Raw genomic sequence first — 14040 nt, 5'->3', positions numbered from 1 at the left:
GAGAGGGGCCCGGTCATGCGTATGAACCGTCCTGCCGCAGCCATCGCGCTGGTCGCCGCCATAGCCGTCACCGCCACCGCCTGCGGCGGCGGCTCCACCGGCGGGGGCGGCGGAAACAGCAGCCCGAAGACGCTCACCTACTGGGCCTCGAACCAGGGCGCCAGCCTGGAGGTCGACAAGCAGGTCCTGGAGCCGGAGCTGAGAAAGTTCGAACAGCAGACCGGCATCAAGGTGAAGCTGGAGGTCGTCCCCTGGTCCGACCTGCTCAACCGGATCCTGGCCGCCGCCACCTCGGGCCAGGGCCCCGACGTCCTCAACATCGGCAACACCTGGTCCGCCTCGCTCCAAGCCACCGGCGCCCTGCTGCCCTTCGACGCCGCCACCTTCGACAAGGTCGGCGGCTCGGACCGCTTCCTCGCCTCCGCCCTCGCCTCGGCGGGCGCCAGCGGCAAGGACCCGGCCGCCGTCCCGCTCTACTCCATGGCGTACGGCCTGTACTACAACAAGAAGCTCTTCGCCGACGCCGGCATCGCCACCCCCCCTGCCACCTGGGACGAGCTGGTGGCCGACGGTCAGAAGCTCACCAAGGGCGGCAAGTACGGCCTGGCGATCGAGGGCGGCAACCTCTCCGAGAACGTCCACCACGCCTTCACCCTGGCCACCCAGCACGACACGTCCTTCTTCACCCCGGCGGGCAAGGCGTCCTTCGACAGCCCCGGCGCGGTGGCCGCGGTCAAGCAGTACGTGGACTTCATCGCCAAGGACAAGATCGCCGCTCCCGGCAACGCCGAGTACGCCAACAACCAGTCCGTGACCGACTTCGCCACCGGCAAGGCGGCGATGCTGATGTGGCAGGCCGCCGGCGCCAACCTCAAGTCGCACGGCATGAGCCCCGACGCCTACGGGGTCGTCCCGGTGCCGGTCCCCGCCGGAGCCAGCGGCACCAAGCAGTCCACCACCTCCATGGTGGCCGGCATCAACATGGCCGTCTTCAAGAACACCAAGAACAAGGACGGCGCCCTGCAGTTCGTGAAGTTCATGACCAGCGACACCGAGCAGACGGTCCTCAACAAGGCGTACGGCTCCATCCCGCCGGTCGTCGCCGCCCAGTCCGACCCGGCCTTCTCCACCCCGGAGCTGAAGACCATCGCCGGTGTGCTGCGCAACAGCGCCGCCCCGCTGCCCCAGGTCCCCGAGGAGAGCCAGTTCGAGACCCTGATCGGCACCGCCGTCAAGAACCTGCTCGCCGAGGCCGCGTCCGGGAAGGCGGTCACCGACGACACCGTCAAGGCCGAGCTGACCAAGGCTCAGCAGCAGATGCCGGCCAACTGACGTGCGACAGCGACTGAGCCGAATCGGCCTGCCCTACCTGCTCCTGCTCCCCGCGCTGGTGATGGAGCTGCTGATCCACCTGGTCCCGATGGTGGTCGGTATCGTCATGAGCTTCAAGGAGCTCACCCAGTTCTTCATCCGCAACTGGTCGGAAGCACCCTGGACCGGCCTGGGGAACTACCGCACGGCGGTGGACTTCAACGCCCCGGTCGGCCAGTCGCTGCTGCACTCGTTCTGGGTGACCTGCGCCTTCACCGCCCTCGCCGTCGGCCTCTCCTGGCTGATCGGCGCGGTCGCGGCGATCATGATGCAGGACTCCTTCCGCGGCAGGGGGCTGCTCCGCGCGGCCTTTCTGCTCCCCTATGCACTCCCCGTCTACGCGGCCGTGATCACCTGGTCGTTCATGTTCCAGCGGGACACCGGCCTGGTGAACCACATCCTGCACGACCAGCTCCACCTCACCTCGGGCAAGCCCTTCTGGCTGATCGGCGACAACAGCTTCTCCGCGCTGGTCACCGTGGCGGTCTGGCGGTCCTGGCCGTTCGCCTTCCTCACCCTCACCGCGGGACTGCAGAACATCCCGCGGGAGCTCTACGAGGCGGCGGCCATGGACGGCGCCGGGATCTGGCAGCAGATCCGCCGGATCACGCTGCCCTCGCTGCGGCCGGTCAGCCAGGTGCTGGTGCTGGTGCTCTTCCTGTGGAGCTTCAACGACTTCAACACCCCGTATGTGCTCTTCGGCAAGTCCGCACCGCCCGCCGCCGACCTGATCTCCATCCACATCTACCAGTCGTCCTTTGTCACCTGGAACTTCGGCTCCGGCTCCGCGATGTCGGTGCTGCTGCTGCTGTTCCTGATGCTGGCCACGGCGGTCTATCTGTTCGCCACCTCGCGCCGGAGGGGCGCCGATGATTAATCCACCCGCGTCCTTCCGCTGGATACGCCGGATCTTCCTGCTGGTGCTGGCGGTCTTCACCCTCGTGCCCGTGCTGGTGATGCTCAGCTCATCGCTGAAGCCGCTGCAGGACGTCCAGGGGCCGTTCCGCTGGATACCCTCCACGGTGACCTTCCGGCCCTATGTGGACATCTGGAAGACCGTGCCGCTGGGCCGGTACTTCGTCAACTCGCTGATCGTGGCCGGCGGGGCCACCGTCTGCTCGGTGGTCATCGCCATCCTGGCGGCGTACTCGGTGAGCCGCTACCGCTTCAAGGGGCGCCGGGTCTTCACCGTCACCGTGCTCTCCACCCAGATGTTCCCGGGCATCCTCTTTCTCCTGCCGCTCTTCATCATCTTCGTCAATGTGGGCGACTCCACCGGCATCGCCCTCTACGGCAGCCGGGGCGGGCTGATCCTCACCTATCTCACCTTCTCGCTGCCGTTCTCCATCTGGATGCTGGTCGGCTACTTCGACTCGATCCCCCGCGACCTCGACGAGGCCGCGCTGGTGGACGGCTGCGGTCCGATCGGCGCCCTGGTGCGGATCATCATCCCGGCCGCGATCCCCGGCATCGTCGCCGTCGCGGTCTACGCCTTCATGACGGCCTGGGGCGAGGTGCTCTTCGCCTCGGTGATGACCAATGACACCACCCGGACCCTCGCTGTGGGCCTCCAGGGCTACGCCACCCAGACCGACGTCTACTGGAACCAGGTCATGGCCGCCTCCCTGGTCGTCAGCGTCCCCGTGGTCGCCGGGTTCCTCCTGCTGCAGCGTTACCTGGTGGCCGGCCTGACCGCCGGCGCCGTCAAATGACCCTCCTCGAAAGGCCCGCCGTGACCGACCTCAGTGCACTCCCCGACGACTTCCTCTGGGGCGCGGCGACCGCCGCGTACCAGATCGAGGGCGCGGTGGCGGAGGACGGCAGATCCCCCTCCATCTGGGACACCTTCTCCCACACCCCCGGTGCGGTCGCAGGCGGCGACACCGGGGACACCGCCTGCGACCACTACCACCGGTGGCCCGAGGACCTCGGCCTGATGGCCGGCCTCGGCCTGGACGCCTACCGGTTCTCCATCGCCTGGCCGCGGATCGTTCCGGACGGCGGCGGCGCGGTCAACGCCAAGGGCCTGGCGTTCTACGACAAGCTCACCGACGCCCTGCTGAACGCCGGGATCACCCCCTTCGCCACCCTCTACCACTGGGACCTCCCGCAGGCCCAGCAGGACCGCGGTGGCTGGCCCGAGCGGGAGACCGCGGAGCGGTTCGCGGAGTACACGGCCGTGGTCGCCGGCGCTCTCGGCGACCGGATCACCCACTGGGGCACCCTCAACGAGCCGCTCTGCTCGGCCTGGATCGGCCACCTCGAAGGGAAGATGGCCCCGGGTCTCACCGACCTCACCGCCGCCGTCCGCGCCTCCTACCATCTGCACCTGGGCCACGGCCTTGCCGTGCAGGCCCTGCGCTCGGCGGTGCCGGGGGCGCAGATCGGCATCGTCAACAACCTCTCCACCATCGAGCCGGCCAGTGACAGCGAGGCCGACCGGCTGGCCGCGCGACGCGCCGACGGCCATGTCAACCGCTGGTGGCTGGACCCGATCCACGGCCGGGGCTACCCCGAGGACATGGTGCAGCTCTACGGCGTCGACCTGCCGGTCAGGGACGGCGACCTGGAGGCCATCGCGGCCCCGCTGGACTGGCTGGGCCTCAACTACTACTTCCGGCAGATCGTCGCCGACGACCCGGGCGCCGCGGTGCCGTACACCCGCCAGCTGCCCGGCCCCAACCCGCAGCACACCGCGATGCCCTGGGAGGTGCACGCTCCGGGGATCGGGCAGCTGCTGCTGCGGCTCACCGAGGAGTACGGGGCGCGGAAGCTCTATGTCACCGAGAGCGGGGCGGCCTTCCAGGACACGGTGGCCGCCGACGGGTCGGTCCACGACCCGGAGCGCACCGACTATCTGGAGCAGCATCTGGCGGCCTGCGCCGACGCGGTCCGCAAGGGCGCTCCGCTGGCCGGCTACTTCGCCTGGTCGCTGCTGGACAACTTCGAGTGGGCCTATGGCTACGACAAGCGGTTCGGCCTGGTCCATGTCGACTACGAGACCCAGCGCCGCACGGTGAAGACCAGTGGGCGCCGCTATGCCGAACTGATCGCGGAGCACCGCGCCCGCTGACCGCTCGGCAGCAGGACCCGGGAGGGGGCGGGCACCGTTCCCCGCGTCAAGGCCCGCCCCTCCCGTCCCGCCCGGCCTGATGGCCGTGCGGGACTTTGGCATGCCCTCTTGGAGAGCGCTCCCTGATCGGTAATGCCTGTTCAGAAGGGGGTTGCATGGGTATTGACGTGTACGCAATCGGGGATGGAGCATGCTGCGAGGGAGAGCGCTCTCCTTTTCGTTCCCGATCTCTCCCGGACCGCCGGAACGGCCCGCCCCCACAGGAGGATCCCTCATGCCCGCTCCACCCAGCGGAGCTACAAAACCCCTTGCCGCACTGGTCTCGGCGGCCCTGATCGCCGCCCTGCTGCTGCTGATCCCCGCCCATGCCGCACAGGCCGCGGCCACCCTGCTCTCCCAGGGCCGCACCGCGACCGCCTCCAGTGAGGAGAACTACGGCACTCCGGCGTCCAACGCCGTCGACGGCGACACCGGCACCCGCTGGTCCAGCGCCGCCGCCGACCCGCAGTGGCTCCAGGTCGACCTCGGAGCCCCGGCGGCGGTGAGCCAGGTGGTGCTGACCTGGGAGGCCGCCTACGCCAAGGCGTACCAGATCCAGCTCTCCACCGACGGGACCACCTGGACCAGCGCGTACTCCACCACCACGGGGGCGGGGGGCACCGAGACGCTGAACGTCTCCGGCACCGCCCGCTATGTGCGGCTGTACGGCACCGCGCGGGCCACCGGCTACGGCTACTCCCTGTGGGAGTTCCAGGTCTACGGGACCCCCGGCGGCGGCACGGCCGGCGGCTGCGGCACCACCGATGCCGCCCAGGGCAGGACCGCCAAGGCCTCCAGTGAGGAGAACTACGGCACTCCGGCGTCCAACGCGGTCGACGGCGACACCGGCACCCGCTGGTCCAGCGCGGCATCCGACCCGCAGTGGCTCCAGGTCGACCTCGGCAGCGCCCAGAGCGTCTGCCAGGTGGTGCTGACCTGGGAGGCCGCCTACGCCAAGGCGTACCAGATCCAGCTCTCCACCGACGGGACCACCTGGACCAGCGCGTACTCCACCACCACCGGGGCGGGGGCACCGAGACGCTGAACGTCTCCGGCACCGCCCGCTATGTGCGGCTGTACGGCACCGCGCGGGCCACCGGCTACGGCTACTCCCTGTGGGAGCTCCAGGTGCACACCGGCGCGGGTGCCACCACACCCCCCACCGACCCGCCCACCACGCCCCCCACCACCGACCCGCCGGGCGACTGGTCCACCGTGTGGAGCGACGACTTCAACGGGACGGCCGGGGCCACCCCCTCCGCCGACTGGACCGTGGACACCGGCACCTCCTACCCCGGCGGGGCCGCCAACTGGGGCACCGGAGAGATCGAGACCTCCAGCAGCGCCCCTGCCAATGTCTCGCTGGACGGCAGCGGACACCTCGCCCTCACCGCGGTGCACAGCGGCTCCGGGTGGACCTCGGGCCGGATCGAGACCAAGCGCACCGACTTCACCGCCCCGGCCGGCGGCCGGCTGCAGATCTCCGCGACCGTCAAGCAGCCCGCCCCGGCCAAGGGCCTGGGCTACTGGCCCTCGTTCCGGCTGATGGGCAGCGGCTACCGCGGTGACACCGGCTCCTGGCCCAAGAACGGCGAGATCGACGTCCTGGAGAACGTCAACGGCCGCAGCCAGCTCTCGGCCACCCTGCACTGCGGCACCGCCCCGGGCGGCAACTGCAACGAGTACAACGGCATGACCAGCGGCCTGGCCTCCTGTACCGGGTGCCTGACCGACTTCCACACCTACTCGGCGGTCATCGACCGCACCACCACCGACGAGCAGATCCGCTGGTACCTCGACGGCCGGCAGGTCTGGCAGGTCAGCGAGTCGCAGGTGGGGGTCTCCACCTGGAACGCCGCCGTGCACCACGGCTTCTACCTGGCCTTCGACCTGGCGATCGGCGGCTCCTTCCCCGACGCGGTCTGCGGCTGCACCTCGCCCGGGGCGGACACCAGCTCCGGCGGCACCCTCGCCCTGGACAAGGTCACCGTCTCCACCAGCACCGGCACGGTCCCGGCGCCCATGACCGACCCGGCGGTCCCCAGCGGCCACTCCACCGTCAAGGTCACCGGCAGCCAGGGCAACTGGGCGCTCACCGTCAACGGCGCCCCGTACCAGGTCAAGGGCATCACCTGGGGCCCCGCCAACAGCACGGCGGAGGCGCACATCCGCGAGCTCAAGGCGATGGGCGTCAACACCCTGCGCACCTGGGGTACCGACGCGGGGTCCAAGCCGCTGCTGGACACCGCCGCGGCGCACGGCCTCAAGGTGGTCAACGGCTTCTGGCTCAACCAGGGCGCGGACTATGTCAAGGACACCGCGTACATGGACTCCACCCTGGACCAGATCAAGCAGTGGGTGACCACCTACAAGGACCACCCCGGTGTGCTGATGTGGGACGTGGGCAACGAGGTCGTTCTCACCACCCAGGACCACACCTACGACGGCTCCACCGTCGAGCAGGAGCGGGTGGCCTACGCCAAGTACGTGGAGCGGGTCACCCAGGCGATCCACGCCATCGACCCCGACCACCCGGTGACCTCCACCGACGCCTGGACCGGGGCCTGGGCGTACTACAAGTCCTACACCCCGAGCCTGGACCTGCTGGCGGTCAACTCCTACGGCTCGGTCTGCAACGTCAGGAACGACTGGGTCAGCGGCGGCTACACCAAGCCGTACATCATCACCGAGTCCGGCGAGTCCGGCGAGTGGGAGGTGCCCAACGACGCCAACGGGGTGCCCACCGAGCCCACCGACGTCCAGAAGCGGGACGCCTACCTCTCCAACTGGGCCTGCATCACCGGGCACCAGGGAGTGGCGCTGGGCGCCACGGTCTTCCACTACGGGACGGAGAACGACTTCGGCGGTGTCTGGTACAACACCGTCCCGGCCGGCTGGCGGCGGCTCAGCTTCTACTCGGTGGCCAAGGACTACGGCGGCAACGCGGGCGGCAACACCCCACCGGTGATCACCGACATGACGCTGAGCAACACCGCGTCCGTGCCGGCCGGGAGCACCTTCGACATCACCGCCAAGGCCACCGATCCGGACGGCGACCTGATCCGCTACCAGCTGCTCTACTGTGCCAAGTACGCCGGCGGCGGCACCGGCTTCAACCAGGTCGACTTCACCCAGACCGGCGACGGCCGCTTCACCGCCACCGCGCCCAAGGCGCTCGGCGTCTACAAGGTCTATGTCTACGCCTACGACGGGCACGGCAACGTGGGCATCGAGACCCGGTCCTTCCGGGTGGTCGCCCCGCAGGTCCAGGGCACCGACGTCGCCCTGGGCAAGCCCACCACCGCCTCCTCCTACCAGGCGACCGGTGACGGCGCCCCGTACCCGGCGTCCAACGCCACCGACGGCAAGTGGACCACCCGCTGGGCGACCGACTGGAGCGACCCCCAGTGGATCCGGGTGGACCTGGGACAGGTCACCGCCATCAAGCACATCCAGCTCGGTTGGGAGTCCGCCTACGGCAAGGCGTACCGGGTCGAGACCTCCAACGACGACTCCACCTGGACCACGGTGTGGTCCACCAGCACGGGCAGCGGCGGCGTCGACGACTTCGACGTCACCGCGAGCGGGCGGTACGTCCGCGTCGAGATCACCCAGCGCGGCACCGCCTACGGCGACTCGCTCTACGAGTTCGGCGTCTACGCCTGATCCGACTCCGGGGCCGGGATCCCACCCGACATCCCGGCCCCGGGCCCACCCAACCCACCCGATCTGGAGGTCAGATGCGACCCCGATTCCCGTCCCGCGGGCGACCGCGCCGAACAGCGCTGGCGCTCGCCCTCACCACCCTGCTCTCCCTGCTGGGCCTGGGCGCCGCCACCCAGCACGCGGCCGCCGCCGAGACGCTGATCTCGCAGTCCCGCCCGGTCACCGCCTCGTCCATCGAGAGCGCCAACTTCCCCGCCGGGGCCGTCGTCGACGGCGACCCCGCCACCCGCTGGGCCAGCACCTGGACCGACCCGGCCTGGATCAGGATCGACCTCGGGACCGGCGCCACCGTCTCCCGGGGAGCTGGACTGGGAGGCCGCCTACGCCGACGCCTTCCAGCTGCAGACCTCCGATGACGCCACCACCTGGACCACCGTCTACTCCACCACCACCGGCACCGGCGGGGTGCAGAACCTCGCCGTCTCCGGCAGTGGGCGCTATCTGCGGCTGTACGCCACCCACCGGGCCACCGGCTACGGCTACTCGCTCTACGAGTTCAAGGCGTACGGCACGGCGAGCCTGCCGACGGACGGCTACGTCCTGGCGAACCCCCAGGTCACCGGGGTCACCCCGTCCACCTACAACCCGCCGCACGCCTACTTCCACGAGTTCCAGGCGAACTGCTCGGCCAACCACAACCTGCCCGACGACCCCATCGTCTACCCGGGCCAGGCCGGCAAGTCCCATATGCACACCTTCATGGGCAACACCACCACCAACGCAGGCTCCACCCTGGCCTCGCTCCAGGCGGGCGGCACCACCTGCCTCGCCCCGGGCGACAGGTCGGCGTACTGGATGCCGACCCTGTACGACGGCAGCACCGCGATCAACCCGGTCGGGGTGCAGACCATCTACTACAAGAGCGCCATCAACGACTACACCAGCGTGCGGCCGTTCCCGCCGGGCCTGCGGTTCGTCGTCGGCAGCCCGGCGGCAACGGCCAACGAGTTCGCCACCGACCCCGGATGGGTGGCCGGCTGGGAGTGCGGCGACAGTTACCACAACATCGACCTGCCGGTGAGCTGCCCGTCCGGTGGCCAGGCCGAGATCCGCTACCAGGCCCCCAGCTGCTGGAACGGCCTCTACCTGGACACCCCCGACCACAAGAGCCACATGGCCTACCCGGTCAACGGCGTCTGCCCGGCGGACCACCCGGTCGCCCTGCCGATGATCGAGTTCAAGATGGCCTTCCCGGTCAATGACGGCGACCTGTCGCAGCTCCACCTGTCGAGCGGACGGGGCTTCTCCTTCCACTACGACTTCTTCAACGCCTGGGACGCACCCACCCTCGCCGCGATGGTGGACCACTGCATCGTCGGCGGTCTGCAGTGCGACGCCCGGGGCTACGACCAGAACCAGCCGGAGAAGGGCGCAGCGCTCAACGCGCAGTACCTGCTGCCCTGATCCACCGATCCTGTCCACCCCGCAGACCGCGTCCGCGGCCGTCCTGGGCACAGAGGGCGGCCGCGGGCGCCACCACCGGAGAGCCTGATCCATGAGAGCAGTCGCCGCCGTACTCCTGATGCTGGCCGCCACCGCGGGCTGCGCCTCCGGCGGGGCCCCCGCGGTCGGGACCCCGCGGTCCTCCGCGGCGGGGACAGCCCCGGGCTCTCCCGCCGCGGCGACCATGATGATCTGCGCGGACGAGATCCGCGAGGAGATCGCCGGGGCCCTGGGGACGGAGCTCAGCGCCCCGCTCTCCCCGCACTGGGCCGACCATGTCTACTCCTGCACCTATGACTACGGAGGCGGCCGCAGTATGCGGCTCTCCGTCGAGGAGCTTCCCGACCCTGCCGCGGCCTCGGCCCGCCTCGGCCGGCTGCGGGCCGGTGCGGTCGGCAGCCGTGCCGTGAACGGGCTGGGAGACGCGGCCTTCGCCCGCGGCGACGGCTCCGCGGTGGCCCTCCGGGACCGCATGGTGCTGACCGTCGACGTCAGCCGGCTCCCGGCGGTCTTCGGCACACCGCCGCGCCCCCGCGCCGGGGTTGCGCTCACCGTGGCCACCACCGTGATGATCTGCTGGAAGGAGCACTGAACCGCGCACAGCGCCGGTGACCGGCGGGAAACCTTGATAGAGCGCTCTCACAGCGTGCTATAAAGAGTTCCATGACCGAAGTCACCCGGTCGGCTGCCCGTCGATCCGCCACCCTGGAGGACGTCGCCCGCGTCGCCGGGGTCTCCCGCGCCACCGTCTCCCGGGTCATCAACGGGGTGCGCAATGTCGCCCCGGAGATCCAGGAGACCGTGCGTCAGGCCGTGGAGGCCACCGGGTACGTCCCCAACAGTGCGGCGCGCTCCCTGGTCACCCGGCGGGCCGGGGCGGTCGCCCTGGTGGTGTCGGGCACGGGCGCCCGGGACAGCGACGGCGACGCGGCGCGTACCCAGATCTTCACCGACCCCTTCTTCGGCCGGGTCGTCAGCGGAGTCCTCAGCGGGCTCCGCCCCCAGGGCCTGCACCCGGTGCTGATGCTGGCGGACGACGCCGACGCCCGGGAGCAGGTCCTCGCCTATCTGCGGCAGGGCAACGCCGACGGGGCCCTGGTGGTGTCCACCCACGCCGAGGACCCGCTGCCCGCCCAACTCGCCCGCAACGGGCTGCCCGTGGTGCTGTTCGGCAGGCCCCAGCCCAGGGTCCCCGTCAGCCATGTCGACCTGGCCAACCAGGACGGTGCCGCCCTCGCCGCGGACCATCTCTTCGCGCGGGGCTGCCGCCGCATCGCGGTGATCGCCGGCCCCTCCGCCGTACCCGCGGCCCGCGACCGGCTGGACGGCTTCCGGGAGGCCATGGACCGGCACGGTCTTCCGGACGTGCCCCACGCGGAGGCGGACTTCACGCAGGCGGGCGGCGAGCGGGCGATGACCCGGCTGCTGGCCGACCACCCCGATCTGGACGGGGTCTTCGCCGCCAACGACCTGATGGCGCAGGGCGCCCTGGCCATCCTGCGCGAGCAGGGGCGCCGGGTGCCCGACGACGTCGCCGTCATCGGCTTTGACGACAGCAGCGCCGCCACCGCGGGCCGCCCCCTGCTCACCACCATCCGCCAGCCGGTCGAGGCCATGGCCGAGGAGATGACCCGCATCCTGCTGGACGGGCTCGACCGCCCCGACCGCCTGGACCGCAGGGCCGTGTCGGTGCTCTTCGAACCGTCCCTGGTGGTCCGTCAGTCCGCCTGATCCGGCCCCGAGCTCCGTCGCCCCGACCCCCACCGCAGGCCCCGTACGCCGCCCCGGGGCGCGCATGCCGCCTCAGGCCGTAGGCAGCCGACGCCGACGGGACCGGAAAACCCCGTGCGCCGAGCGGGGGCCGGGGCCTACGCTGCCGTCCATGCATACCGCTCCCATCGTCTAGTGCCTGCACAAGGCCCGCACCACCCTTGTGCCCACTGACGATCACGGAGCGTCATCATGCTGTTCCGCAACCGCGACTTCCTGCTGCTGAGCGCAGGTCAGGTGGTCTCCGCCGCAGGCGACCAGGTCCAGGGCTTCGCCCTGCTGCTCCTGGTCCTGGCCATGGCCGGCGCATCCGGCCAGTCCGGACTGGTACTGGGCGCCAACAGCGCCGCATTCCTGCTCTTCGGGCTCTTCGCCGGAGCCCTGGTGGACCGCTGGGACCGCCGTCGCACCATGATCTGGTGCGATCTCGGCCGGGCCGCCGCCGCCGCGAGCGTCGCGGCCGCGCTCTGGCTGCACCACCTCACGCTGCCGCACCTCTACGCCTTCGCCGTGGTCTCCGGCGTCCTCAGCGCACTCTTCCAGTCCGCGGGCACCGCCGCTCTGACCAATGTCGTCGGTCCCGACCGGCTGGCCGGAGCGCTGGCGGCCACCCAGGGGCTGCTGGGCACCGTACGGGTCGGCGGCGCCCCGCTGGGCGCTCTGGTCCAGGCGATCGGCCGGTCCGTGCCGTTCGCGCTCAACGCCGCCTCGTTCCTGGCCTCCGCGGTGACACTGCGGCTGATGCGGTCCTCCTTCCAGACGCAGCGCCCGGCGGCGGACGGCCGCAGTGTGCTCGCGGACATCCGGGAGGGCATCGGCTGGCTCTGGGACCGGCCGGTGCTGCGCCTGCTGCTGCTCGCCCAGACCGCGGACACCCTGCGTTACGGCGCCGGCTATCTGGTGATCATCTCGCTTGCGCAGGCCGTCGGTGCCTCGCCGGTGCAGATCGGCCTGGTCTTCACCGGGGCCGCGATCGGCGCACTGCTGGGCTCGCTGCTGGCCCAGCGGGTGGCGGCGCGCTTCCCGCTGGGCCGGATCACGGTGGTGATGCTCTGGGTGGAGGCGCTGGCCTTCCCGCTGTACGCGGTGGCGCCCGACCCGCTGCTGCTGGGGGTGGTGGCCGCGGTCGAGTCGGTGGTCGCCCCGATCCACTCGGTGGCCATCAGCAGCCACCGCCTCGCCGCCACCCCCGACCGGCTGCGGGGCCGCACCTCGGCCGCGGTGCAGACGCTCACCGCGGGCGCACTCTCCGCGGGGGCGGCGCTCGGCGGTGCCTCGGTGAGTGCCCTCGGTGCCCGTGCCACCACGCTGGTACTCGCCGGGTGGCTCGCTCTGCTGGCGCTGTCCGTCACCGCCAGCCGCCGGGTCCGTACGGCGGGGGCAGGCGCTGTGTCCCCCGGGGCGGAGCGCCGTCGCGTGGATGCGCACCGGTAGGCCCGCACGGGACACGGTGCCGCGCCCGGGGGCGGGGCCGGTCCTCCGGGCGGCGCGGTGGGTGGGCGGCGCGGTGGGTGGGCGGTGCGGTGGGTGGGCGGGTGCTCCGGGCGGCTGCCTCCTTCGAACGGCACCGCAGAGGCCGCCGGGGCCCTGGAGGGGGAGCTCACCCGAGCCGCGTCGGCGCGCGGCGGACCGCGCTGCGCCCCCTCCTTGGAATCCGGCCGATGAGTTCCAGGCGGCGGCGAGGTCTACCCGTGGACAGTGCTTCAGTGAGAGGACCCGACATGATCACCACTGACTTCGTCCCCGGCTCCCCGGCCTGGCTGGACCTGGGCGCACCGGACCTCGCGGCCGCCGCCGACTTCTACGGTGCGGTGTTCGGCTGGGAGTTCCGGTCGGAGGGGCCCGCAGCCGGTGACTACGGGATCTTCCGGCTGGACGGCAAGGTGGTCGGCGGACTCGGCCGGCTCACCGAGGAGGGTGCCCGCTCGGCGTGGATGGTCTACTTCCACACCCCGGACGCCGAGGCGGCGGCAGCGTCGGTGCGGCGGCTCGGCGGCACCGTGCGGGTGGCGCCGGGGGATGCGGGGGAGGAGGGGCGGCTGGCGCAGTTCAGCGACCCGCAGGGCGGTCAGTTCGCGGTGTGGCAGCCGCTGAAGACGGCGGGGATCGAGCTGGTGGACCAGCCCGGCGGGCTCTGCTGGACCGAGCTGTACACCCTGGATGCCGCTGCCGCCAAGGAGTTCTACGGCGGGTTGTTCGGCTGGACCACGCAGGACTTCCCGCTGCCCGGTGGCGGTCCGGGGACCTACTCCATGGTCATCCCGGCAGGCTGTCCGGCTGAGCGGATGCACGGCGGGCTGATGGAGCTGCCCGCGGAGCACCTCGCCTATGCGGGAGGCCGGGCCACCTGGCATCCGGTCTTCGCCTCGGCGGACTGCGACGCCACCGTCGCCAGGGTGAAGGAGCGCGGCGGCAGTGTGCTGATGGAGCCGGAGGACGCACCCGGGGTGGGGCGGCTGGCGTTCTGTGCGGACCCCGCCGGTGCGGACTTCGTGGTGCTCAAGCCGGAGTAGCGCCGGTGGGCTTCGGCGGCCGTGCCGGGCGCACCGCGGAGGGGTGGGCGACTGCGGGGGAGCCCTGCCGCTGCCGGGGTGCGCCGTCGGGCGTCGCCGGGCGCG

The 14040-nt window shown here is 71.3% G+C and carries 11 protein-coding genes and 1 pseudogene; all 12 read left to right on the top strand.

Going from position 1 to position 14040, the window contains the following annotated elements; all coding sequences use genetic code 11:
- The first annotated feature begins 15 nt into the window (after window positions 1-15).
- The gene (locus tag AB0761_RS17970) at window positions 16-1332 is read left to right on the top strand and encodes an ABC transporter substrate-binding protein (protein WP_377270068.1); all 1317 of its coding nucleotides are present in this window, start codon (window positions 16-18) and stop codon (window positions 1330-1332) included.
- Window positions 1333-1393: 61 nt separating this feature from the next.
- On the top strand, window positions 1394-2248 hold the full coding sequence (locus tag AB0761_RS17965; RefSeq protein ID WP_377274190.1) for a carbohydrate ABC transporter permease: 855 nt from the start codon (window positions 1394-1396) through the stop codon (window positions 2246-2248).
- A complete protein-coding gene (locus AB0761_RS17960; protein WP_377270067.1) occupies window positions 2241-3083 on the top strand; it encodes a carbohydrate ABC transporter permease in 843 nt (280 codons plus the stop codon). Before AB0761_RS17965 ends, AB0761_RS17960 begins: the two co-directional genes overlap by 8 nt.
- Window positions 3080-4444 (top strand): GH1 family beta-glucosidase, encoded by a 1365-nt coding sequence (locus tag AB0761_RS17955; RefSeq protein WP_377270065.1) that lies wholly within the window; start codon window positions 3080-3082, stop codon window positions 4442-4444. Before AB0761_RS17960 ends, AB0761_RS17955 begins: the two co-directional genes overlap by 4 nt.
- 274 nt (window positions 4445-4718) lie before the next feature.
- Window positions 4719-5644 (top strand): annotated as a pseudogene (locus AB0761_RS17950) (discoidin domain-containing protein); the annotation flags it as partial.
- Window positions 5645-6028: 384 nt separating this feature from the next.
- The gene (locus AB0761_RS17945; protein ID WP_377274188.1) at window positions 6029-8149 is read left to right on the top strand and encodes a discoidin domain-containing protein; all 2121 of its coding nucleotides are present in this window, start codon (window positions 6029-6031) and stop codon (window positions 8147-8149) included.
- A 74-nt stretch (window positions 8150-8223) separates the two neighbouring features.
- On the top strand, window positions 8224-8565 hold the full coding sequence (locus AB0761_RS17940; protein WP_377270064.1) for a discoidin domain-containing protein: 342 nt from the start codon (window positions 8224-8226) through the stop codon (window positions 8563-8565).
- Entirely contained in the window at window positions 8549-9613 is a 1065-nt protein-coding gene (locus tag AB0761_RS17935) for a DUF1996 domain-containing protein (RefSeq protein ID WP_377274186.1), read from the top strand. The genes AB0761_RS17940 and AB0761_RS17935 overlap by 17 nt, the downstream gene beginning before the upstream one ends.
- Window positions 9614-9704: 91 nt before the next feature.
- Window positions 9705-10244, top strand: coding sequence for a hypothetical protein (locus AB0761_RS17930; protein WP_377270062.1), 540 nt, complete (start codon window positions 9705-9707; stop codon window positions 10242-10244).
- Between the two features lie 71 nt (window positions 10245-10315).
- A complete protein-coding gene (locus AB0761_RS17925) occupies window positions 10316-11383 on the top strand; it encodes a LacI family DNA-binding transcriptional regulator (protein WP_377270061.1) in 1068 nt (355 codons plus the stop codon).
- Between the two features lie 231 nt (window positions 11384-11614).
- Complete coding sequence (locus AB0761_RS17920) at window positions 11615-12856, top strand: MFS transporter (protein WP_377270060.1); 1242 nt, start codon at window positions 11615-11617, stop codon at window positions 12854-12856.
- Between the two features lie 287 nt (window positions 12857-13143).
- Window positions 13144-13935 (top strand): VOC family protein, encoded by a 792-nt coding sequence (locus AB0761_RS17915; RefSeq protein WP_377270058.1) that lies wholly within the window; start codon window positions 13144-13146, stop codon window positions 13933-13935.
- Window positions 13936-14040 lie beyond the last annotated feature (105 nt).

Source organism: Peterkaempfera podocarpi (assembly GCF_042466665.1).
Lineage (GTDB): Bacteria > Actinomycetota > Actinomycetes > Streptomycetales > Streptomycetaceae > Peterkaempfera > Peterkaempfera podocarpi.
Note: the sequence above shows the minus strand (reverse complement) of the source record. Positions and strands in the feature narration are given on the sequence as shown.